Source organism: Lactobacillus sp. ESL0785, assembly GCF_029395455.1.
In the GTDB taxonomy this organism is placed as follows: Bacteria; Bacillota; Bacilli; order Lactobacillales; family Lactobacillaceae; genus Lactobacillus.
On record NZ_CP113916.1, the window covers coordinates 450,003 to 473,015 of the forward strand.

General features: G+C 36.6%; 19 protein-coding genes and 1 other annotated feature. Of the genes, 17 read left to right on the forward strand and 2 right to left on the reverse strand.

Features of this window, described 5'->3' with window-relative positions:
• Positions 1 to 68 precede the first annotated feature (68 nt).
• The 4 genes from OZY43_RS02325 to OZY43_RS02340 all read left to right on the forward strand — a co-directional run bounded on the left by OZY43_RS02325 (position 69) and on the right by OZY43_RS02340 (position 3,847).
• On the forward strand, positions 69 to 455 hold the full coding sequence (locus tag OZY43_RS02325) for a PTS lactose/cellobiose transporter subunit IIA (protein WP_277165570.1): 387 nt from the start codon (positions 69 to 71) through the stop codon (positions 453 to 455).
• Between the two features lie 109 nt (positions 456 to 564).
• Positions 565 to 759: an immunity protein gene (locus OZY43_RS02330; RefSeq protein WP_277165572.1), complete on the forward strand. Its 195-nt coding sequence runs from the start codon at positions 565 to 567 to the stop codon at positions 757 to 759.
• A 201-nt stretch (positions 760 to 960) separates the two neighbouring features.
• Entirely contained in the window at positions 961 to 2,256 is a 1,296-nt protein-coding gene (locus tag OZY43_RS02335; RefSeq protein ID WP_277165574.1) for a glycosyltransferase, read from the forward strand.
• Positions 2,257 to 2,380: 124 nt separating this feature from the next.
• A complete protein-coding gene (locus OZY43_RS02340; protein ID WP_277165577.1) occupies positions 2,381 to 3,847 on the forward strand; it encodes a DASS family sodium-coupled anion symporter in 1,467 nt (488 codons plus the stop codon).
• Positions 3,848 to 3,922: 75 nt separating this feature from the next.
• Here OZY43_RS02340 and OZY43_RS02345 read toward each other — a convergent pair whose 3' ends face one another.
• Complete coding sequence (locus tag OZY43_RS02345) at positions 3,923 to 5,371, reverse strand: 6-phospho-beta-glucosidase (RefSeq protein ID WP_277165579.1); 1,449 nt, start codon at positions 5,369 to 5,371, stop codon at positions 3,923 to 3,925.
• Between the two features lie 186 nt (positions 5,372 to 5,557).
• On the opposite strand from OZY43_RS02345, the gene OZY43_RS02350 reads away from it, so the two are divergent.
• The 7 genes from OZY43_RS02350 to OZY43_RS02380 all read left to right on the forward strand — a co-directional run bounded on the left by OZY43_RS02350 (position 5,558) and on the right by OZY43_RS02380 (position 11,013).
• Complete coding sequence (locus OZY43_RS02350) at positions 5,558 to 5,893, forward strand: PTS sugar transporter subunit IIB (RefSeq protein ID WP_277165581.1); 336 nt, start codon at positions 5,558 to 5,560, stop codon at positions 5,891 to 5,893.
• Positions 5,894 to 5,906: 13 nt separating this feature from the next.
• Entirely contained in the window at positions 5,907 to 6,401 is a 495-nt protein-coding gene (locus tag OZY43_RS02355) for a PTS cellobiose transporter subunit IIA (RefSeq protein WP_277165583.1), read from the forward strand.
• A gap of 37 nt (positions 6,402 to 6,438) precedes the next feature.
• The gene (celB, locus tag OZY43_RS02360) at positions 6,439 to 7,800 is read left to right on the forward strand and encodes a PTS cellobiose transporter subunit IIC (protein WP_277165585.1); all 1,362 of its coding nucleotides are present in this window, start codon (positions 6,439 to 6,441) and stop codon (positions 7,798 to 7,800) included.
• A gap of 166 nt (positions 7,801 to 7,966) precedes the next feature.
• On the forward strand, positions 7,967 to 8,437 hold the full coding sequence (locus OZY43_RS02365) for a DNA starvation/stationary phase protection protein (protein WP_277141253.1): 471 nt from the start codon (positions 7,967 to 7,969) through the stop codon (positions 8,435 to 8,437).
• Positions 8,438 to 8,563: 126 nt separating this feature from the next.
• Positions 8,564 to 9,256 carry a ribose-5-phosphate isomerase RpiA gene (rpiA, locus tag OZY43_RS02370; protein WP_277165587.1) on the forward strand — a complete coding sequence of 231 codons (693 nt, stop codon included), beginning with the start codon at positions 8,564 to 8,566 and terminating at the stop codon, positions 9,254 to 9,256.
• 99 nt (positions 9,257 to 9,355) lie between these two features.
• Positions 9,356 to 10,276: a nucleoside hydrolase gene (locus OZY43_RS02375; protein ID WP_277165589.1), complete on the forward strand. Its 921-nt coding sequence runs from the start codon at positions 9,356 to 9,358 to the stop codon at positions 10,274 to 10,276.
• An 11-nt stretch (positions 10,277 to 10,287) separates the two neighbouring features.
• On the forward strand, positions 10,288 to 11,013 hold the full coding sequence (locus tag OZY43_RS02380; RefSeq protein ID WP_277165591.1) for a GntR family transcriptional regulator: 726 nt from the start codon (positions 10,288 to 10,290) through the stop codon (positions 11,011 to 11,013).
• 85 nt (positions 11,014 to 11,098) lie between these two features.
• On the opposite strand, the gene OZY43_RS02385 is transcribed toward OZY43_RS02380, so the two are convergent.
• Positions 11,099 to 11,863, reverse strand: a complete 765-nt coding sequence (locus OZY43_RS02385) for a DeoR/GlpR family DNA-binding transcription regulator (protein WP_277165593.1) — start codon at positions 11,861 to 11,863, stop codon at positions 11,099 to 11,101.
• A gap of 285 nt (positions 11,864 to 12,148) precedes the next feature.
• Between OZY43_RS02385 and OZY43_RS02390 the strand changes: the two genes are divergently transcribed.
• From OZY43_RS02390 to OZY43_RS02415, 6 genes are all read left to right on the forward strand, one after another.
• Positions 12,149 to 14,548 (forward strand): phosphoketolase family protein, encoded by a 2,400-nt coding sequence (locus tag OZY43_RS02390; RefSeq protein WP_277165595.1) that lies wholly within the window; start codon positions 12,149 to 12,151, stop codon positions 14,546 to 14,548.
• A gap of 234 nt (positions 14,549 to 14,782) precedes the next feature.
• A complete protein-coding gene (locus OZY43_RS02395) occupies positions 14,783 to 15,976 on the forward strand; it encodes a metallophosphoesterase (protein WP_277165597.1) in 1,194 nt (397 codons plus the stop codon).
• A 10-nt stretch (positions 15,977 to 15,986) separates the two neighbouring features.
• Complete coding sequence (locus OZY43_RS02400) at positions 15,987 to 17,159, forward strand: nucleoside transporter C-terminal domain-containing protein (RefSeq protein WP_277165599.1); 1,173 nt, start codon at positions 15,987 to 15,989, stop codon at positions 17,157 to 17,159.
• Between the two features lie 76 nt (positions 17,160 to 17,235).
• Positions 17,236 to 17,473: a binding site (T-box leader), on the forward strand.
• Positions 17,474 to 17,532: 59 nt separating this feature from the next.
• Positions 17,533 to 18,429, forward strand: coding sequence for a proline iminopeptidase-family hydrolase (locus OZY43_RS02405; protein WP_277165602.1), 897 nt, complete (start codon positions 17,533 to 17,535; stop codon positions 18,427 to 18,429).
• Between the two features lie 12 nt (positions 18,430 to 18,441).
• Positions 18,442 to 20,064, forward strand: coding sequence for a peptide ABC transporter substrate-binding protein (locus OZY43_RS02410; RefSeq protein ID WP_277165604.1), 1,623 nt, complete (start codon positions 18,442 to 18,444; stop codon positions 20,062 to 20,064).
• A gap of 191 nt (positions 20,065 to 20,255) precedes the next feature.
• Positions 20,256 to 22,925 carry a calcium-translocating P-type ATPase, PMCA-type gene (locus OZY43_RS02415; protein WP_277165606.1) on the forward strand — a complete coding sequence of 890 codons (2,670 nt, stop codon included), beginning with the start codon at positions 20,256 to 20,258 and terminating at the stop codon, positions 22,923 to 22,925.
• The last annotated feature ends 88 nt before the right edge of the window (positions 22,926 to 23,013 follow it).

A 23,013-nucleotide genomic window follows, 5' to 3' on the forward strand; every position in this document is an offset into this window, starting at 1 on the left:
CTGTTTATTTGAAAGCGCTATAATGATATTATATAAAATTAATATTTAGGAGAAATTAAGGAGATAACATGGCTGATAATAAAGAAAATGCAGAAAAGAAAACTGCTGAAGATAAGGAACAAGAAACTTTAATGGCTGCAATGGGCTTGATTGCTAACGGTGGCAATGCTAAAAGTTTAGCTTTTGAGGCAATTAGAGCTGCCAAGAAGGGTGATATTTATACCGCACGGTCCAAGCTAAAAGAAGCAGATGATTCTTTACTGCAAGCACATAATTCGCAAACCAATATGTTAACTAAGGAAGCTCAGGGTGATCATACACACATCACTTTGCTAGTTGTTCACTCACAAGATCACTTAATGAATGCGATAACTTTTAGAGATTTGGCTGGAGAAATGGTTGATTTATATGAAAAATTATATCAAGCAGATGCTCTAAAAAAGGCTGGTGAATAGGTTAACCTAAGGAAGATCAAGTTGGTCTTCTTTTTTTATTTACAAAATATTATGAGTGATTATAATAATTATTTAAATGTAACATTTTAAATAAAATGGAAGGAAAACAATGATTGAAAAAGCTTTTCAGGTTATTCTTATTTTATTGGGAATCTGGGAGTTGTATGCAGTATATAAGTCCTATCAAGGTGTTAGGAAGCATGGTGGTAAGGGTACGTCAGCATTTTTACCACTTGCTTTATGGTCTGGAATCGTTTTTGGTCTAGTATTAATTGTTTTGGGTTTGAATTACTTGTTTAAGTAATTCAAATAAATTTTGTTTTGCAGTATTACGAATTGTAATACTGCTTTTTTATACTTGATTTAATGTTAATTCACCTTATGTTGAGTCCAGTTATTATTTTGCCACCAATAGTTTATTATCCGTAAATATATTTATTTACTAATGGATTACCGTTATAATTTATGTCGAGTTGAAGGTTAAATTTAGCAGGAGTAAATATTAATGGAAATTTCAATTATTGTTGCAGCCTATAATGAAGAAAAATTACTGGGTCGTTGTTTGACTTCTTTGGCTGAGCAAGATTTTAGTCAAAGCTATGAAGTGATTGTAGTTGATGATGGCAGTACGGATCAGACTTTGACAATTGCTAAACAATTTGAACATGAATATCCGGATGTTTTTAAAATTATTCATCAAAAAAATCAAGGTCAGGGAATGGCAAGAAATGTGGGATTAGAATGTGCTCAAGGTAAATATATTGGTTTCACTGATGCTGATGATTGGGTTGAGCCGAATTATTTATCCGAGTTATATAATAATCTAATTAAGTATCAAAGTGATATTGCAATTTGTGATGTTCATAAAATTTTTGTAGAAAATGCAACTGCACAAGATGTTGTTACTTTGCCTTGTGGTGAAGGTGTGATTGATATTGCTACATATATTACAACGGCTCAGAGTAATTCTTATTCATGGAATAAGCTATATCGTCGTGAAATTTGGCAGCATCATAGCTTTAAAAAGATGGCTTATGAAGATTTGGATATTTTGATTCCGCTAATTAGTCATTGTAAGAGACTTTCATATGTTCCTAAGGCACTTTATAATTATTATAAGCATGCTGATAGTACAACATCTTCGTATACTAATCCGCGTTTATTTGGAATTTTTACTGCTTATCAGGATTTAATTAATAATTGTGCCACAGAATATCGAATAGCAGCTGAATATTGTGCGTTAAAAAGAATGATAATTAATATGAAAACGCCAGGATTTAGATATTACTTGTCGTACTTTATTGAGTTAATTCAAAATCTAAATTTAGCAGCTAATCAGTTAGTAAAAAACAGTGAGTTTGCTGCTGATAGTTTATACTATTCGCAAGTTTCACTGTTGCCTAATAATTTTTATTTATCTAATAAAATTGACTTAAACAACTGGCAAAAATATCAAAATAATGAATACTTTAAAATATTTATTAATGATCAAGTGACAGAATTAATTGATCAACTTGATCGTTATGGTGGTATTGCTGTATTTGAGCCAATAAAATTACAAGCACCTATTGGTTATTTGCGAGCAATTGGTAATTTTGTTGTTGTAGATGATAGCAATAAGTGCATAATGTTGGGTATCAAGCCCAAACATCCATTAATTAACTTTTTGCGCGGAAGTGCAGATAAGCTAAAAAAGATTAATGAATTGATTATTAATAATAAAAATTATGCTGCAGACTTATTTGATGTTCATGTAGTTACGGTTAGAGCTTTGTGTGATAATGTCGTGTTTAAAATTTAATTGAAATTAAAGTAATTACATTTTTTCTAAAAATAAGTCCTCCTTTTGTTGTTGTAAATAATTAATAAAAAACATATAATATTTTGTATAAAATAAATTATTCACAATATGAAAGAGAGGAAATATGAAGACTTTAGAAAGAGTGAACTATAAAGGGTTTATTTCGCCCTTAATAGTTGGCGTTATTTTGTGGTGCGCTACACCATGGCGACCTGTTGGACTGACGCCGCAGGCTTGGGAAATGTTTGCTATTTTTGTGGCGACAATTGTTGGTTGTATTACTAAGCCGTTGCCAATTGGTGGGACTACCTTAACTGGTTTAGTAGTTATGGTGTTAGTTGGGTTAGCGCCAATTAATAACGTTGTTAATCCCAAAACTGGCGTTGTAACTACGGGTATCTTGAGCGCATTTAGTAATTCTGCAGCTTGGTTAATTGCTATGGCTTTCATTATGGCATATGGCATTACTAAGACAGGTTTAGGTAATCGGATTGCGTATTGGATGATCGAACGTTTTGGTAAAAAGTCGTTGGGTATTGGTTATGCAATTACTGGTCTAGAATTGATTTTAGGCGCTTTGATTCCATCTAATAGTGCAAGAACGGGTGGTGTTGTTTGGCCGCTGACAGAATCAATTTCGAAAAGTTATGATTCTAAACCTAATGATCCGTCACGTAAAAAAATAGGTTCTTATATTGACTTGGTTGCTTTTCATGCCAATATCTTATCTACGGCATTATTTTTAACAGGTGCGGCAGCAAATGTTGTTGCACAGCAAATGGCAGCACAAAAGGGCTACCAAATGACATGGGCAAGTTGGTTTATTACAGCAATTGTTCCAGTCGCAATTTCAGCAGTAATTGTTCCGTGGCTTCTTTATAAAATATATCCGCCGGAAATTAAGGAAACACCGAATGCTAAGCAATGGGCTAAAGATAATTTGACAAAAATGGGTAAGGTAACAGTTCCTGAGAAGATTATGGCTACTGTTTTTGCCTTGGCAATTTTATTATGGATTTTGTCAGGAATTTTCAAAGTTCCACAATTGGATGCAACTTTTGTTGCCTTTTTAGCAGTCACTTTGCTACTTCTGACAGGTGTATTAACTGCTCAAGATATTTTTAACCAAGCAGGTGCTTGGAATATTTTGGTTTGGCTGTCAATCTTAGTCTTTATGGCAGGGAAATTAATTTCATTTGGCTTTATTGCTTGGTTCTCGCAGACCATTCAGAGGAGTTTGCATGGTGTTAGTTGGAGTATTGTCTTAATTATTTTAGTGTTAGTAATGTTCTATACGCATTATTTCTTTGCTAGTGGAACGGCTCATGTGACAGCTTTATACTTACCGTTTTTGTCAGTGGCTGTTGCAACTGGTGCACCATTGCCATTAGCTGCGATGTTATTAGCATTTACTACAGTAATCAATAATTCGTCAACACATTATGCTAATCCATCAGCATCAATTTTGGCAACAACGGGTTATGTTACTCAGGGAGAATGGTGGAAGAACAACTTTATTATTGGTCTAGTCTATCTAGTAATCTTTGGTGTAATTGGTACATTATGGATGAAAGTTTTGGGTATGTGGTAAAATGTGGTAAAAATTGTTGAAACAAATAGGGCTTCTGTATTAATGCAGAAGTCCTATTTATTTTTATTTTAATAGTTAATCTAAATCTTGACCATTAGATTTAATTACTTTTTGGTACCAATAGAATGAGTCTTTACGTGAACGCTTTAGGGTTCCCTTGCCGGCATCATTTTTGTCAACGTAGATAAAGCCATAACGTTTATCCATTTGACCAGTTCCAGCTGAAACTAGATCAATTGGACCCCAAGGAAGGTAGCCCATGAGATCAACACCATCAATAGCAACTGCCTTTTCCATTTCTGAAATATGTTTGCGCAGGTAATCAACACGATAATCATCATGAACGGAGCCATCTGCTTCAACTTTGTCATAAGCACCAAGACCGTTTTCAACGATAAATAATGGTAAGTGGTAGCGATCAGTTAAATGATTTAAAGCGATGCGTAGACCTTCTGGGTCAATTTCCCAGCCCCAGTCACTGCGCTCTAAAGTTGGGTTTACAGCAATTGCTTTTGCCAAGTCAGTCAATTCATCTGGCTTAACCTTTTCTGCAGAAACGGTTGTTGTCTGATAGTAACTGAAGCCGACATAGTCAACAGTGCCTTCTTTTAAAACAATCCGATCTTCGTCAGTGATGTCTGGACGATAGCCATGATGCTCAATATAGGCCTCGACTGCTTTAGGATATTCACCAAAAACATGGACATCCGAGAACCAATCACGCCGTTGTTCAAACTTATCGGCTAGTAATACATCATCTGAAGATGATGTTAGTGGCCGTACAGGAGAATAGTTAATCATGCAGCCGATTTGAAAATTAGGGTTAATTTTGTGTCCGACCTTAACAGCCAAAGCAGATGCGACTAATTCGTAATGGGCTGCTTGATACATTGCAGCTTCTTTTTCTTCATCTGTCATACCTTGTTTAAATAAAATACCAGAGTTAGTGGCCATTGAAAAGTCATTATTATATTCGGATTGATTATCAATTTCGTTAAATGTCATCCAATACTTAACCTTATTTTGATAGCGCTTGAAGCACACTGTTGCAAAACGTAAGAAAAAGTCAATGACTTTGCGATTAGTAAAGCCATTGTATTTTTTGGCTAAGTGGAAAGGCATCTCAAAGTGAGATAGCGTAATTACAGGTTCAACACCATATTTATGACAGGTATCGAATAAGTTGTCGTAAAATTTTAATCCGGCTTCATTGGGTTCAGCATCATCGCCATTAGGAAAAATTCGTGTCCAAGCAATAGATGTTCTAAAGGCCTTAAACCCCATTTCAGCCATTAACTTGATATCTTCATCATAATGATGATAAAAGTCAATGGCACTGTGATTGGGGTAATTTTTACCCGGAATAACGCCATCGGTTATTTCACGAGGCTTAGTAGCCGAACCAACAGTCATGACATCGGCCATTGATACGCCCTTGCCTCCCTCCTTCCAGGAACCTTCTAATTGATGGGCAGCAACAGCGCCACCCCATAAAAAGTTATTTGGCATTTTTGCTGAATACATATTAAAACCTCTTTTTAAAATTTGATTACGTTTACAAAAAGCATTTTACTATAAGGTTTTTATACACTTCAAGTATGAATTTAAACATAATAAAAAGTTAATGTTTGTTTGACTTTTTTGCAAGCGTTTTTATAATAATAAGTATAACAATTATAATTTGTTGGATACATTCAGGAGGAATTTAAAATGGCAGAACAAACAATAATGCTCAATTGTGCAGCAGGGATGAGTACATCATTGCTGGTAACCAAAATGCAAGAAGCAGCAAAAAAGCAAGGTCTTGATGTTAAGATCTTTGCTTGTCCAGCGTCGGAAGCACCCCAGCATATTAGTCAAGAGAGTATTGATTGTGTCTTACTTGGGCCGCAAGTTCGTTATATGGAAGATGATATGAAGGATAAGGTTAAAGGCAAGGGTAAAGATGGTCAAGATATTCCTGTTGCCGTAATTGATATGCAAGCTTATGGCATGATGAATGGCGAAAAAGTCCTTAAACAAGCCGAAGATTTAATTAACGGTTAGGGGTATTAATTAGATGGCTGATGAAAAGGATGAAATAGCTCGTAAAAAATATGAAGATAATCTGAAATATCTTTATTTTAGTCGTTATCTAATGTTGAGATATTCAGTTTCAGCATATTTATTTACAAACATATTTTGGTTGATATTTTCATTACCATATAAAAGAATAGCTGGAATTATTGCGGCGGCAATAATGACAATTTTTGCGGCGGCAGCAGCTATTGAGCAGCTAAGTAAAATGCATAATCGCGACTTAAATGTGCCAATAACTAGAATTTATTTTTGGATTCAAATTGTAGTAAATATTTTGTTGATTATTTTGTTACAGCTTCCAATAGAAAAGTATTTTTTCCCGTTTGCTGTTGATCAAAGCAGTAAAGTATTGATTTTAACGATTTTATTGGTTGGAATTGCTCTTGCTGGTTGTTGTGAAGTCCGAATTAAAAATATTATTAATGGAAAAGATCGCTATACCAAAGTAATTGCAACATTTAAAAAGAATCACTAAAGCCAGATAGAGGCTTTAGTGTTAGAGGAGGAACGTCATGGCTGAAGAGAAGAAGCCGATGAAAGATCGAATATCTAAATTAATTGGTAAGTTTGCGGCTACTAGATTTGTCCGTGCTATCATGGATGCGGGTTACAGTGTAATTTCATTTACTATTGTCGGAGCATTTTTCTTAATTTTAACGGTTTTACCTGATGTAGTTAGAAATCCTGGATTTACCAGCTTTTATAATAGTACAATTGGTCGATTTGATAATTTATATCAAGCTGTTTATAATGCCACGATGGGTATTTTGGCACTAGTCTTTTCAGGGACATTTGCATACTCATATACTAAGATATATCGCGATGAAGAACACATTAATTTAGTTCCAGTCAATGGCTTGATGATGTTCTTAATGGCCTTCTTTATTACCGTACCGGAATTAATTTGGAAGAATGGTACAGTTCAATTTGTTACTATGTTTACTAAAGATAAAATGCTCGCAGGTGGCTACCAAGCATCACAAACTGCAGGTATTTATCGGATTGGTGCTGTCGGGATCTTTATTGGTTTAGTAATTGCATGGTTAACGGTTCAAATTTATCGCTATACAATTAAGCATAATTGGCGAATTAAAATGCCAGCCTCAGTACCAGCTGGGGTATCGAACTCATTTAGTGCGTTAATTCCTACAGCTTGTGTATCAATTATCGTTGCTGTAATTAATATGGCATTGGTATTGATGGGAACAGATTTATTTAAGGTATTGTTTGTTCCATTCTCATTTATTAGCAATATTGCTGATAGTTGGTGGGGAATCCTAGTTATCATGTTCTTAATCCACTTCTTATGGTGGTTTGGAATTCATGGTGCAACAATTATCAGTTCTTTCTATACTCCAATTGTATTGGCTAACTTACAAGCTAATCAACACGGAGGTGCTTACCATGTGTTTGCTGGTGAATTTACGAATGCATTTGTCACGATTGGTGGTTCTGGAGCAACATTAGGTGTCGCTATTTGGTTAGTACTGCGAGCTCGTTCGGCACAGTTAAAGGAAATTGGTAAAGTAGAAATTGTTCCAGCAATCTTCAATATTAATGAACCTTTGATTTTTGGTTTGCCAGTAGTTTACAATGCTAATTTAATGATTCCATTTATTGTAGCGCCGATGGCTTCAAGTTTGATAGCATACCTAGGGATTGCAACGCATCTAGTACCAAAAATTATTGCGCAACAGCCATGGCCATCACCAGTTGGCTTAGGTGGATTGGTTGCAACGGGAAGTTGGCAAGGTGCAGTTTTGTCAATCGTTTGTGCAATTGTTGCGTTTGTTGTTTGGTATCCATTCATCAAGCATTACGATAATGTTTTATTGAAGCAAGAAAAAGAAACTTCTGTACAAGAAAATGCTTAGAAGATAGTTTATAAATAAAAGCAGCTAGTTATTAGAACTAACTGCTTTTTGTTTTAAAAAATGACATTGAATCTCACTTTTTCACAAACAAGTTTTAAGTAATCTAACTCACTTTTTGTTATGATAAAAATGTAACCAAGAGTGTTTGAATAGGAGGAATTTTATTATGAAATATCCTAAGACAAAAGAAGTTTTAAATCAATTAGTAGCAGATTTGACGCAAATGCACATGATTGTGCACCAGCACCATTGGTACATGCGTGGTGAACGTTTTTTGAAGTTGCACCCATATCTTGATAAAGTAATGGACGAATTGGCTAATCAACAAGATTTAGTTGCAGAGCGATTAATTACTTTAGATGGTTCACCAGTTTCAACACTTAGCGATATTGCTAAAATGACTAACATCAAGGACGAAGAGCCAAATTGGAATGAAACAATTGATGAACGTTATAGTAAAATTATTGCTGGTTATCGTCAATTGGAGCAAGACTACCAAAAGGGTTTGGAAGTCAGCGATGAAGAAGGCGACTATTCAACCAATGATATGTTTACCACTTGTCATACAGAAGTTGAAAAGCGCATTTGGATGATGTCTGCAGAGATTAATCAGGCACCAGGAATTGATCCAGAATAAAAATAATTGTTAGAGAGTAGTTTGAATAAAGCTACTCTTTTTTTATTGTGATTACTAATAGAAAATTTTGCTATAATAAGGTTGATTTATGAGTTGTTGATGATTTAATAGTGGGAAAGTATGACGATGGATAAAGAAGAACAGGATAAATTAAAGCAAAAAGCTGGGATTAAAGCTGCTAGCTTGGTTAAACCGGGCATGAAATTAGGGATTGGTACTGGTTCAACAGTAGCCTTTTTGATTGATGCTCTAGGTAAACGCAAAAAAGAAGAAGGTTTGGAGTTAGCTGCCATTGCCACTACTTCTAGTAGAAGTAAAAAGCAGATGGAGAGTTGGGGCTTTAAAGTTGACCAGCTTGCTGAAATTGACCAGCTTGACTTAACAATCGATGGCGCGGATCGCTTTGCGACTAACTTTGATGGCATTAAAGGCGGCGGCGGCGCCCTAACACTGGAAAAAAACGTTGCGGTTAATTCAAAAAAAGTAATGTGGATTGTTGATGAATCGAAGGTTGTAGAACATTTGAGTGGTTTTGCGCTGCCTGTGGAAGTTTTACCAATTTCTTGTGAGCAAAATTTCCGTCGTTTTGAAGCAGAAGGTTTAAAGCCTAAGTGGCGTATGGCTGATAGTAAACGTTTCGTAACTCACTATGGTAATTATATTATTGACTTAGACCTTGATCGCATTCCCGTACCGCATGGGTTGGCAGATTATCTTGACCACACTGTGGGTGTTGTGGAACACGGCTTATTCCTTGATATGTGTGATGAAGTTATTATTGCTCATCGCAACGGTGAGATTGAGGATCGGAAGAAATAGTAGACTAGTTTTAGTGATATTTATTTTTGACATTAAAACGGCAGACAATTCACAGATTTGGTATGATTGACATATAAACTTTTTAAAAGAGGAAAACCAATGATAAAGAAACCTTTAATTATCAGTACAGATCCGGGAATTGATGATGCCGTTGCAATTACAATTGCCTTATTCGCCAAAGAATTAGACGTCAAATTAATTGCGGCAACTTGGGGTAATGTGACACTGAATAAGACATTAAAAAATGCCTTAAAGTTAGAAACTTTTTTAGGAACTAAAGTCCCAGTAGTAGCTGGAGCTTCAAGACCATTATTACGGTCTGCAATTGACGCTTCAAGTGTTCACGGTAAATCTGGCATGGCTGGCTATAATTTCCCTGAAGCTGACAATTCGTTATTGGTTCCGGGTATAGCTGCCGAAGCGATCCATGAAGTAGTTGCTAAAAGTAGAACCAAGGTAACTTTGATGCAGATTGGCCCGGCAACAGACTTTGCTTTGTACTTTAGACAATATCCTGATGACCTTGCTAAGATTGAAGAATTAGTAATTATGGGTGGTGCGATTGGTCGTGGCAATTGGGGTCCATATAGTGAATATAATGTTGCCGGTGATCCCGAAGCTGCTCAGATTGTTTTTGACAGTGGCGTGCCAATCAAGGTGGCACCACTTGAATTAGGTCATCAAGCATTTATAACCCAAGAAACGCTGCAGAAGATTAAAGTTTTGGGCAAGACCGGTGATATGTTGTACCATCTTTTAACTAACTTGCATGATGAAACAGAAACTGATGGTCGCGAGATTTATGATGCCTTGGCTGCAGGGATACTGTTAAATCCTAAGATGTACACTTTTAAACCGGCTTATATTGTGGTTGATACTAAGAGCCCACATGCGTATGGCGCATCAATTATGGACTTTAATAATTTCTTTGGTAAACCAGCTAATGCCCAAGTTGGCGTTAAGATAAAGCAAGACGTATTTTCCGATTGGATTATTCAGGCAATTAAGCAAGCAAATTAGTGAGGCAATAAATGGCAGACTTTGTTTATCGGACAGTGATGCATGATATTAAGCAGAACATTTTAAATAATAAATACGAGGGGATGAGGTTGCCTGACGAGCGCAGCTTGGCCGAACACTATCAAGTTAGCCGTTCATCAATGAAGCGGGCAATGGAATTGTTGTCGCAACAAGGAATTGTCTTTAAAAAACGCGGCAGTGGCACGTTTATTAACCCACTTTATTTGAAAAATCAGTCCTTATTTCGCTATGAAGGTTCTAATTTGGGCTTAACCGATAGTTTAAAGGTTCCCGGTAAACAGCAAAAAATTAAGTTGCTTGATTTTCACGTTGTTAAGACACCTGAAAGCATCGCTCAAGATCTATTCTTAAATAAAAATGACTTTGTCTATGAATTTCGCCGTTTGCGATTAATGGATAATCAACCTTTTTTGATTGAAACAGGTTATGTACCAATTAAAATTGTACCTGAATTGAAACCGCAGCATTTGAAAAACTCATTGTTTAATTACTTAGAGGATACTCAGAATAAGGTTGTGACCAAGGCATATTTAAATATTACGGTTGCATCTTCAAGTGAAGAAGACCAAAAGCGGCTTCAACTTCAGCCAGTTGAACCAGTTGGGGTAATGGCCGGCATCTTTTTCTTAGATGATGGGACACCGTTTGAATTTTCAACGATGCGGATTCATTATAAATACATGCGGTTCAATACCTTTGTTAATTTGAATAAATAAAAAAACAAGTCGTAGCTCAATAATTTTGGGTTACGACTTGTTTTTATTTTGGATACATTCGATATAAAAGAGAAACTAATGGCAGTCACTTCCTTAGTACTGGAATAATTTGCGTTGTTTTGGCAAAATTTTGCCGAATGTCATCAGACAATGGTTCATCAGTGATGACAACGTCAATCTGATCGAGAGGAACAGCCAGATAGGGCGTAACTTTAGGATTGTTAAACTTGTGCTTTTCGGCGACTACGATTACCCGTTTTGCTCGGGAAGCAGCCGTTCTAATTAATTCTGCATCGTTAATTTTCGGTAGATAGATACCATCGTTTTTAACGTTGGCGGTACCAACGAAGGCAGTATTAAAACTAGTTCGTTTTAATAGATCAAGGGCAGCAAGAGAGTAATTAAAGCGATGCTCCTTATTAACTGTGCCGCCTAGCATAATTACTTCAGGGAATTCTGTGCGCATCAACTCAAGGGAATTATCAATTGAATTAGTAACAATCTGTAAATTAGTGCCACTAATCAATTGACATAGTTTTTTCAATGTTGTCGATGGTCCAATAAAATCACATTGCTTAGGATGAATAAAACGCTTAGCCATTTCTGCCATTTTTGTTTTAATGGGTGAGTCAATGTGATTTCTCGTTAAAAATGGTACGTCATCATCATAGTTATTATTGATTACCCCGCCATGAACGCGAATTGCCTGACCAGTTGAGACTAGCCGGATAACATCGCGTCTTGCTGTATCAAATGAAATATTAAAGTGGTCAGCTAAATCACGAGTGATTAGGTGATTTTGCTGGATTAGCATTTGTTTAATTTCGTGTAGTCTTTGCTCTTGTGACATCTTTTTTCCTCGGAGATTAATTTAACATTTTATAGCTTTTTTGAAACAAAATCTGTAAAAAATCAGAATTATTATCTGTATTTATTGGCATTTTAGCATATATTAACTGATTGTAAGTTAATGAAATGTCGTTATAACAATATTTTTTAATTTATATTTTCAGTAAATGCTGATTTATAAAATTGGGACGAACCAATTTTTAAAATGGTTGAACTTTATAAAAAACTTGCTATAATATGTTGTGTAAAGAGAAATTAAGTAAGTAATTGCTAAAGGAGAAAAATTATGGCAGTTGATTACGATTCACAAGAATATTTAAAGAGTGTTGATGCATATTGGCGTGCAGCCAATTATTTATCTGTTGGACAGCTTTTCTTAATGAGCAATCCACTATTAAAACGCGACTTAAAAGCCAGCGATGTTAAGCCTAAGCCAATTGGTCACTGGGGCACAATTTCACCACAGAACTTCATTTATGCTCATTTAAACCGAGTAATTAAGAAGTACAACTTGGACATGTTCTATATCGAAGGTTCAGGTCATGGTGGTCAAGTAATGGTTTCTAATGCCTACCTTGACGGCTCATATAGTGAACGCTTCCCTGATATCAAGCAAAATGAAGAAGGTATGGCTAAGTTATTCAAGCGGTTCAGTTTCCCAGGTGGTTCAGCTTCACATGCGGCTCCCGAAACACCGGGTTCGTTGCATGAAGGTGGTGAGTTAGGTTATTCACTCTCACACGGTACAGGTGCAATTTTGGATAATCCAGACGTCATTGCTGCTGTTGAAATTGGTGATGGTGAGTCAGAAACCGGACCACTAGCAACTAGTTGGTTCAGCGATAAGTTTATTAACCCAGTTAAAGACGGTGCAGTGTTGCCAATTTTACAAATTAATGGGTTTAAGATTTCTAATCCAACCATTGTTTCGCGAATGACTGACGAAGAATTGACCAAGTACTTTGAAGGCATGGGCTGGCACCCATACATTATTTCTGCTTATAATGGCGGCGAATTTAATGGTTACAAGGACCACATGCAAGTTCACGAAGAAATGGCTAAGTTAATGGATACTGTGATTGAAGAAATCAAGGCAATCCAGAAACATGCTCGTGAAAATAATGATGCTACTTTGCCACACTGGCCAATGATTATTTTCCGTGTACCTAAGGGTTGGACTGGTCCGAAGTTTGACCTTGATGGCAATCCAATTGAAAACTCATTTAGAGCACACCAAATTCCAATTCCTGTTGAACAAGACGATATGGAACACAAGGATATGCTGATTGACTGGCTTAAGAGTTATAAGCCAGAAGAATTGTTTGATGAAAATGGTGCACCAACTGAAATAGTTAAGCAGAACATGGTTCACGGCGATCAAAGAATGGCAATGAACCCAATTACTAATGGTGGTAAAGACCCTAAACGTTTGGCTTTGCCTGATTACCGTAAGTATGCTTTGAAGTTTGACAAGCCAGGTTCAGTTGAAGCTCAAGACATGGCTGAATGGGCAAAATATTTGAGCGAAGTTGCTAATTTGAACCCAGATACGTTCCGCGGCTTTGGTCCAGATGAAACCAAGTCAAATCGGATGTTTAAGTTGCTTGATGACCAAAAGCGGCAATGGGAAGAACCAATTCATGATCCAAATGATGAAAACTTGGCTCCAAGTGGTCGGATTATTGATTCACAATTATCTGAACACCAAGATGAAGGTTGGCTTGAAGGCTACGTTTTAACTGGTCGTCATGGTTTCTTTGCAACTTATGAAGCCTTTGGTCGCGTGGTTGACTCAATGTTAACCCAACACATGAAGTGGTTGCGTAAAGCAAAAGAACAATATTGGCGTCATGATTATCCATCGTTAAACTTTGTTGCTACTTCTACTGTGTTCCAACAAGATCACAATGGCTATACCCACCAAGACCCAGGTATTTTGACTCATATGTACGAAAAGAACCGTCCAGATTTAGTTCATGAATATTTGCCATCAGATACTAACTCACTGTTGGCAATTTCACAAAAGGCCTTAACTGAACGTGAATGTATCAACATTTTGGTTACTTCTAAGCAGCCACGGCCACAATGGTTCTCGATTGATGAAGCAACTAAGATTGCGCAGCATGGGTTGTCATATATTGACTGGGCTTCAACTGATCATAATGCTAAGCCAGATGTTGTCTTTGCTTCAACTGAAACTGAACCGACAATGGAATCACTGGCTGCAATTGATATTTTGCACAAAGAATTTCCAGATTTGAAGATGCGTTACATCAATGTGATTGATATCATGAAATTGATGAATACTAAGGACAATCCAGATGCAATTTCTGACGAAGAATTCGATCAATTATTCCCAAGTGATGTACCAGTAATCTTTGCATGGCACGGTTTTAAAGCAATGATGCAATCAATCTGGTTTGGTCGCAAGCGCAGCAATATTCATATTCACTGCTACGAAGAAGAAGGCGACATTACAACACCATTTGATATGCGGGTTGTTAATGAACTTGATCGCTTCCACTTGGCTAAGGATGCCGTTTTGAGCGTACCACGTTTAGCTGACAAGAGTGCCGGCTTTGTTGCTAAGATGGATAGTTTGCTTGCTAAGCACCACCAATATATTCGTGATAATGGTAAGGATATGCCAGAAGTTACTGAATGGAAATGGACTGGCTTAAACTAAAGTCACGCTAATAAAACTTACTAAATAAGAAAAGAGCTTAACTTCGAGAATGAAGTTAGGCTCTTTTTAATATTGCATGTGCATAGTAACAATAGATAAGCTATTGTTTGTTAAATTTGCAGTAATAAATATTTTGTTGCTGCTAAAATCAAATTCATGTTGATATTAACGAACGATATAGTGTAAAATTAAGAAAATAGTTAATATTATCAAATCAAAGTAAAGGAAGGAAATATGACTAAGCAAATAAATATCTTAACAACAACGGACATTCACGGTTTTATTGCTAATCAGGGCCAATCACCAGCTTTGGCTTTACAAGGATTAAAGCAGCAATATCCTAATTCATTATTAATGGATAGTGGTGATTTCTTTGTAGGTAACCCATTGACAACTTTCTTTTGTGATCAAAAACATATCTCACCACTGGTAGAATATGCTAATCGTGTTGGTTATGATGTTATGATTCCTGGAAATCATGATTTTGACCACGGTCTTACTTACTTGCAGACGCAAGTTAAACATTTACAGGCAGATTATGTTTGTTGCAATGTTTTTTCAGGAAATGGTAGTTTGATTTTTCCACCTTTTACAATTAAGCAGATTGCAGGTATTAAGGTTGGCATAATTGGCTTATTAACAAGCAGAATGGCAATGATTAGTGACTATGATGTGACAACAGGAGTTATTGTAAAAGATGCGTTACCTGAATTGCAAAAACAGGTAGCGCTTTTACGTGATCAGGTTGATTTAGTCGTAGTTGGTTATCATGGCGGCATTGAACGTGATTTGATAACTCAACGTGAAACAAATTATGCAACTGGTGAAGATGAAACTTTTAAGTTGGTTTCACAGACACCGGGAATTGATGGCTTCAGTTGTGGACACCAGCACCGAATTAATCATGGACGAATTAATGATACTCTGGTTGTTCAAGGTGGCTATCAGGGACAATGCTTTGGCAGAATGAGTTTTACCTTTGATGATCAAAAACAGATTACAGAACGTAAAGAAGAAATTATCATGACGAATACTTTGCCCGCTGTTTCTAATAATTTTTATGATGAAGCTGAGTATCAAAATTGGTTGGCAGAACCACTGAACTTGGATTACTTAGTTGCATTTTTGCAACATAAATTTGCTAGGCAAGATATGGGTATTTTTATTAATTTACAGGGGAAAACACGGCGAGAAGTCATTGCTTCATTTACAATTCCTTATGGTGTTCGTATTTATCATTTGAATAATTCAGAATATCAGGCATTCTGTCAACAAGATTGGACGTTTAAGATTGAACATTTTGCTCCGGGTGCACAAGATTTTGTTATTTTGACGAACTCTTATCAGGTTCCAGAATATCGGTTAACAGAACAATTTGTTGACAATATTTTTGATGAATATTCATATTATTTAAAGAAGCATAACTAAGGAGATAGAAATGGGATTAATTGGAATTGCAGCTGTACTTGGTCTGTTATATTGGGCAAGTTTTGATCGCAAGCATATTGACTATAAGTCGATTATTTACTTATTCATTACGGAAATTGTTATTTTATTTTTGATTTTAAAAACAACTGTTGGTAGTTGGATGCTTAAGGGATTGGCGGGCAGCTTGAATATTATTAGTGTTTCTAGCAGCAAGGGAGTTAATTTTGTTTTTGGCGATTTAAAGAATCCAGCGGCTGCTTCACAATTCTTCTTGGATGTTTTGTTACCATTAATTTTTATTTGTGCCTTAATTGAATTACTGCAGTATCTGCGAATTTTGCCTTTTATTATCAAGTATGTTGGGAAGGTTCTTAAAAAGTTGTTTCATATTGATGAAATTAATGCCTTTACCATTTTGAGTTATCCGTTTGTCAGCAATGGTGTCTTTGTGCCCTTTAAAGACCAGATGAAAGAAATGGCACCTAACCAGTTATTTACGTTATCAATCTATACGTTGTCTAACACAACGGTCACGATGATTGCTTCTTATATGCATATTATTAAGTCGGAATACATTATTGTCGCCTTAGTGTTAAATTTATTTACGTCAATTATTGTCGCTAAGATTGTTGCTCCCTATGATATTAGTAAGGTTAATTATGAGATTTCAACTAAAAATACCAACAAAAAATCACTGATTACACGGCTAATTGACAGTATGAATCTTGGTTTTAGATTGGCAATAAATATTTCTGTTTCGATTATTGGCTTTGTTGCTTTAATTACATTTGTTAATATTATCTTTAAGTCGGTTTGTGGAAAAACGTTGACTGCCTTGATTGGTTATGTATGTGCACCTGTAGCCTTTTTGATGGGAATTGATCCTCATGCCATGGTCAGTGCTGGAACAGTGCTTGCAACCAAAGCTTTTACCAATATTTTTGTTGCAATTAATCAAATTAATATGCATACAGTACCAGTTAAAACACAGGCAATAGTTAGTGTCTTTTTAATTTCGTTTGCTAATTTACCTAATTTAGGAACGACTTTGGGTATTATGCATACCATGGTTGATGAAGAACATGGTGAAGCAATTGCCAGTCATGCGTTACGTTTATTCTTAGTGGCAACCGGTGTCAGCATTATTAACGGTGCCTTAGCCGGATTATTCTATTCATTTTAAAAAATTATGCTAAAAGTAGTTGACAAATACTAAAAAAACTCCTATTATTTTTGTTAAATATAAATGATAATAAAATTAAAAAGCAATGAAGAAGTAAGTAAACCAAAAATCTCGGTTAGCGAATCTGGTCTAGTGTAAGCAGAGACGAGTATTTGTAGTTGAAAATCACTTTTGAGCTGCAAGCTGAAATTATAGTAAGCATTGCCGGGATGCCACCGTTATTTTCGCAGCAAATTGCAGTTATTGCTGTTTGTGAATAGAGGCTTTGATTAAAAAGCAAAATTAGGTGGTACCACGCCAATAGCGCCCTGATTAAGATCAATTCTTAATTAGGGTATTTTTTTATTATCAAAAATGTAAAGGGAGAAGAAATATGACAACAGGAAGTAGAATTTTAACTTTAGATAATGGCTTTCATTTATTTACTAGAACTGTAGGTGAAGGAAATATTAAATTATTATGTGTGCATGGCGGTCCCGGCAGCAACCATGAGGAATTTGAAAATTTTGCTGAGCAGCTAGCTCCCGCTCATGTTCAAGTTTCAATGTATGACCAATTAGGTTCGTTTTATTCTGACCAACCAGATTTTTCTGACCCTGCTAATCAAAAGTATTTGACAATTGATTATTATTTATCTGAGTTGGAGGAAGTTCGGCAGAAATTAGGCTTAGATAATTTTTATTTATTAGGTCATTCTTGGGGTGGAATATTGGCCCAAGAATATGCATTGAAATACGGCAAGCATCTTAAGGGCTTAATTATCATGAGCATGATTGATAATATTCCAGAATATATTAAAAATATTAATTATTTGCGTAAGCAAATGTTTCCTGAATTTGAAGTTAATTATATGGAAGAAGTTGAGAAAGACGGGCGGTTTGATGATCCCAAATATAATGAATTAGTTGCTAAACTGTATAAGGTATACGTCACGCGGCATCCAGAAAATGATGGTCACCATACTGTTTCAACTAGGGCCACTGCTGTTTATAATTATTTTCAAGGTGACAATGAATTCGTGATGACGGGTACTCTGAAAGATTGGGATCACCGCTCGAAAACTCATAAAATTACTAACAAAACACTACTTACTTTTGGCGATCATGATACGATGCCATTAGCTGCCGCTGAACGAATGCACCATGAAATTAAACATTCACGGTTTGTATTAACTCCTGATGGCGGTCACTGTCATAGTGTTGATAATCCGCAGGCATTCTTTCAGACTTTGCGACAATTTTTGACAGATGTTGAAAATGGTCGATTTTAGGAGATGATGATAATGAAACGACAAGCATTAGCAGTACTAGTAGCGAGTTTGGCAGCAGTTACTTTAACTGGCTGCAGTCAAAAAAGTAATTCAACTTCAGGTAAGGCTAAACAAGAAATTACATTAATGCAGACTAGTGATTTGTTATCATTGGATACATCAGAGCATGCTGATGTACCAACTTGGAATACTTTAGAAAATTCGATGGAAGGCTTGTATAAGGCTAATAGTAACAATCAACCAGCGCCAGCGATGGCAACTAAGGTAGTAAAGCCAACTAATGGTGGTCTAACCTATACTTTTCATTTACGTAAAGATGCCAAATGGAGTAATGGCGATCCCGTTGATGCCCAAGATTTTGTTACTTCGTGGCAACGTTCGATTTCTCCTAATTCTAAATCAGGCTACAATTATATTTTTTCTGGAATTAAAAATGCTGATGAAATCATCGCGGGAAAGAAACCGGTTAGTCAATTGGGGGTTAAAGCATTAAATGATCATACTTTGCAAGTTCAATTAGCACATCCAATGCCGTATTTTAATAAAATGATGGTAATGCCGGCCTTTTTCCCAGAAAATCGTACAGCTTTAAAGAAGTTCAAAACGCGTTATGGTACTAAATCACAATATCTTTACTACAACGGTCCATTTAAGGTAACACAGTGGAATGGCTCTAGTGATAGTTGGGTCTTGAAGCCTAATAAATATTATTATGCCAAAAAGCAAATTCATTTAACAGCGTTGAAATATTTGGTGGTTAAAGATGCTAATACAGCTCATGAATTGTTTGACCAACATAAGTTAGATGATGCAACAATTACGGGAGTAACTGCTAAAGAATTGCAGGGCGATAAGGCATTGCTGCATGAGCGTAAAGCAGGTAATTATTATTTACGGGTTAATTTACGTAATGGGCGACCATTGACTAATGTTAAGATGCGGCAAGCATTAAATTTAGTTTTAGACCGGCAGGCATTAACTAAAAAAATATTAGCTGATGGGTCGCTGCCCGCTACTACTTTTACAGCTAAAGACTTGGCAATAGACCCAACTACTAAGATGGATTTTGCTAAAGAAACCAGTACTAACACAACTCTTAATATTGCTAAGGCAAAGAAGTTATGGCAAGCTGGGTGCCAAGAGAGTCATTTGACTAAAACAATTAATCTTGAAATTTTAGGTGATGACCAAACGATTACTAAGAATGTTGCCGAATTTTTACAGGATTCGCTGCAAAAGAATTTGCCTAAGGTTAAAGTAACAATCCGTAATATTCCTGAAAAAGCTTCGTCTAGTGAATCACAGGCTGGTAAGTTTGATTTAGGCCAAACATTTTGGCTGGCGGATTTTTCTGATCCAATAAGTTTTATGGGCATTTTAACGAGTAATAATCCTCAAAATCGTGGCAAATATAATGATGCCAAATTTAATAAAATGTATCAAAAAGCTACTTTAGCCAGCAGTTCTAAGGAATATTGGCAAATAATGAGAAAAATGCAAAAGCATCTGAATCAAACAATGCCGGTCATTCCACTCTATCAAATGGTTGAAAGTCATTTGGTTAATTCAAAATTAGTAGGTGTTCTGCGTCATCCAGTAGGTGAAGATGATTATACGCGGGCTTATTTAAAATAGTTTAGGCAAACTTAGCTTGAAAGTGGACTGGTGATAATAATTAATATATAATTAACATAATCATAAGGGAGTAACAGCAATTACTTGCGATAAGTCCAACAGCCGAAAGCAAAACTTTCTGGGCTTATCTTAATTAGTGAGACTTGTGTGCGGTGAGCATATAAGTCTCTTTTTTATTAGGAGGTATGTAAATGGCGCAAGATTATTATGCACAAACTAACCAAGAATTGACGCAAGAGTTGGACACGTCTTTGGTTTCTGGCCTGACAACCAAGCAAGTTGAGCAATTGCAAGATGAATATGGCCCGAATAGTTTGGCAGGTAAAAAGAAGGTTAGTCTTTGGCAACGCTTTTTAGCACAATTTAAAGATTTGATGATTATTGTCTTAATTATTGCAGCGTTACTATCTGGTTTGGTTGCGCAAGAATGGACTGATGCTGCGATTATTATGATTGTGGTTTTATTAAATGCTGGCTTAGGCGTTTTCCAAGAAGCCCGTTCGGAAGAGGCAATTAATGCTTTGAAAAAAATGGCGACACCGAATGCCCATGTTAAACGAGCTGGTCAAGTTGTGGAAATTCCTAGTACTGAATTAGTACCAGGAGATGTGGTGCTGTTAGAAGCCGGCGATGTAGTGCCAGCAGATTTAAGATTAACTACGGTTAATAGTCTAAAAGTGGAAGAGTCGGCTTTAACAGGTGAATCGATTCCTGTTGATAAAATAGCAACTCCTTTAGCAGCAAAAAAAGTTGCTTTGGCTGATCAAGATAACATGGCTTTTGCTAATACTAACGTTACTTATGGTCGCGGTGAAGGTGTAGTTACCCAAATCGGGATGCGGACAGAAGTAGGTAAAATTGCGGCTTTACTCAATAATACTGATGAGACAGACACACCATTAAAACAAAATTTGAACCAGTTGGGTAAAACCTTGACGATCATGATTTTAGTGATTTGTGCCGTTGTTTTTGCTGTCGGCTTTTTTACTAAACAAGGAACTGAGCCGACTGATAAATTAGCGATTGATATGTTCTTAGTGGCGGTTTCGTTAGCGGTAGCGGCAATTCCAGAAGGATTGCCAGCTATTGTCACGATTATCTTAGCCTTGGGAACGCAAGTAATGGCCCAACATAAGTCGATTGTGCGTAAGTTGCCAGCTGTTGAAACCTTAGGGGCAACTGATGTTATTTGTTCAGATAAGACGGGTACGCTGACGCAAAACAAAATGACCGTAGAGCAGTTATATTATGATGGCCAGCAGCACCAAGCCCGCCAGCTGATGCCAGCTGATAACCCGGCTTTACTTGCAATGCTTTTGGCAAATGATACGAAAATTGCCAATCACCAGCAGCTTTTGGGCGATCCCACCGAAACGGCATTAGTGCAGTTTGCATTGGAGCAAAAAATTAATGTGCAGCAACTTTTGCAAGAACATCAACGTGTTCAAGAAGTACCATTTGATTCTGAACGCAAATTAATGAGTACGGTAAATAAGTTTGACGCACATTTTTTAGTAGCAGTTAAGGGTGCACCTGACCAATTATTGCAGCGAGTAACCAAAATTGAGCAAAATGGGCAAATTGTACCAATTTCTGCTAGCCAAAAAGAGCAAATCTTAGCAGTTAATCAGGAAATGGCACAAAAAGCATTGCGCGTCTTAGGACTAGCATATAAAAATGTTGATCAAATTTATACTGAACCGACAAGTGCAAATGTTGAACAAGATCTGGTTTTTGCTGGTTTAGTTGGGATGATAGATCCTGAAAGGCCTGAAGCTAAAGCCGCAATTGCACAGGCGCGCCAAGCAGGGATTAGAACGGTAATGATTACCGGTGACTTTCAAGTAACTGCACAGGCAATTGCCGAGCGATTAGGAATTTTAGAGCCGGGACAAGAGCAACAAGTCTTGACTGGTGCTGAATTTGATGAATTGAGTGATCAATATTTAGCTGAACATGTTGCAGATTATAGTGTTTACGCCCGCGTTTCACCTGAGCATAAGGTGCGAATTGTTAAAGCATGGCAGGCTCAAGGCAAAATTGTGGCCATGACGGGTGATGGGGTTAATGACGCCCCAAGCTTGAAGCAAGCGGATATTGGCATTGGTATGGGAATTACAGGAACAGAAGTTTCTAAGGGTGCCAGTGATATGATCTTAGCTGATGATAATTTTGCAACGATTGTGGAAGCAGTTAAACAAGGACGTAAGGTCTTTAGTAATATTCAAAAAGCCATTTTATATTTGATGAGTTGTAATGTCGGTGAAGTTTTAACGGTCTTCATGATGACCATGTTAGGTTGGGATATTTTGGCACCTGTGCAATTATTGTGGATTAATTTAGTTACTGACACTTTGCCAGCAATTGCACTAGGCCTTGAACCCGTGGAAAAAGGTATTATGCAACGGCGTCCGCGGGGTAAAAAGTCTAATTTCTTTAGTGGCGGGGTTGCCAGCTCAATTATTTATCAAGGCATATTAGAAGGAATTTTGGTATTAATAACTTATCAATTGGGGCTTAATTTTGGCCCGCATGTTGGCAATAGTCAATTGCAGCACGGAGATGCGCTAACAATGGCCTTCTTAACTCTAGGATTAATTCAACTGTTCCATGCGGTTAACTCAAAGTACATTCACCAATCAATCTTTACTAAGCAGACGTTTGCTAATAAATGGTTTAACTGGGCAATCTTGGTTTCAGCATTAGTGATGGCGTCGGTCGAATTACCGTTCATGACGAAATTCTTTGATGTAACTGAATTAAATGGTCGGCAATGGTCGATTGTGCTTTTAGCCGGAATTAGTATGATTGTCATTGTAGAAATTGTGAAGTTGGCCCAGAGAAAATTGGGGAAAAATTAGAAGTAAATGTTATTGGCGATCGTATTAGGTCGCCTTTTTTGTTATAAAAAAACCACTTAAACTACTATATTAGGTGACTAAATGCTGG

Bases quoted from the DNA above. Each gene is read 5' to 3' on its own strand.
- OZY43_RS02325 (WP_277165570.1), top strand. From the start codon at position 69: ATGGCTGATAATAAAGAAAATGCAGAAAAGAAAACTGCTGAAGATAAG.
- OZY43_RS02330 (WP_277165572.1), top strand. From the start codon at position 565: ATGATTGAAAAAGCTTTTCAGGTTATTCTTATTTTATTGGGAATCTGG.
- OZY43_RS02335 (WP_277165574.1), top strand. From the start codon at position 961: ATGGAAATTTCAATTATTGTTGCAGCCTATAATGAAGAAAAATTACTG.
- OZY43_RS02340 (WP_277165577.1), top strand. From the start codon at position 2,381: ATGAAGACTTTAGAAAGAGTGAACTATAAAGGGTTTATTTCGCCCTTA.
- OZY43_RS02345 (WP_277165579.1), bottom strand. From the start codon at position 5,371: ATGTATTCAGCAAAAATGCCAAATAACTTTTTATGGGGTGGCGCTGTT.
- OZY43_RS02350 (WP_277165581.1), top strand. From the start codon at position 5,558: ATGGCAGAACAAACAATAATGCTCAATTGTGCAGCAGGGATGAGTACA.
- OZY43_RS02355 (WP_277165583.1), top strand. From the start codon at position 5,907: ATGGCTGATGAAAAGGATGAAATAGCTCGTAAAAAATATGAAGATAAT.
- celB (WP_277165585.1), top strand. From the start codon at position 6,439: ATGGCTGAAGAGAAGAAGCCGATGAAAGATCGAATATCTAAATTAATT.
- OZY43_RS02365 (WP_277141253.1), top strand. From the start codon at position 7,967: ATGAAATATCCTAAGACAAAAGAAGTTTTAAATCAATTAGTAGCAGAT.
- rpiA (WP_277165587.1), top strand. From the start codon at position 8,564: ATGGATAAAGAAGAACAGGATAAATTAAAGCAAAAAGCTGGGATTAAA.
- OZY43_RS02375 (WP_277165589.1), top strand. From the start codon at position 9,356: ATGATAAAGAAACCTTTAATTATCAGTACAGATCCGGGAATTGATGAT.
- OZY43_RS02380 (WP_277165591.1), top strand. From the start codon at position 10,288: ATGGCAGACTTTGTTTATCGGACAGTGATGCATGATATTAAGCAGAAC.
- OZY43_RS02385 (WP_277165593.1), bottom strand. From the start codon at position 11,863: ATGTCACAAGAGCAAAGACTACACGAAATTAAACAAATGCTAATCCAG.
- OZY43_RS02390 (WP_277165595.1), top strand. From the start codon at position 12,149: ATGGCAGTTGATTACGATTCACAAGAATATTTAAAGAGTGTTGATGCA.
- OZY43_RS02395 (WP_277165597.1), top strand. From the start codon at position 14,783: ATGACTAAGCAAATAAATATCTTAACAACAACGGACATTCACGGTTTT.
- OZY43_RS02400 (WP_277165599.1), top strand. From the start codon at position 15,987: ATGGGATTAATTGGAATTGCAGCTGTACTTGGTCTGTTATATTGGGCA.
- OZY43_RS02405 (WP_277165602.1), top strand. From the start codon at position 17,533: ATGACAACAGGAAGTAGAATTTTAACTTTAGATAATGGCTTTCATTTA.
- OZY43_RS02410 (WP_277165604.1), top strand. From the start codon at position 18,442: ATGAAACGACAAGCATTAGCAGTACTAGTAGCGAGTTTGGCAGCAGTT.
- OZY43_RS02415 (WP_277165606.1), top strand. From the start codon at position 20,256: ATGGCGCAAGATTATTATGCACAAACTAACCAAGAATTGACGCAAGAG.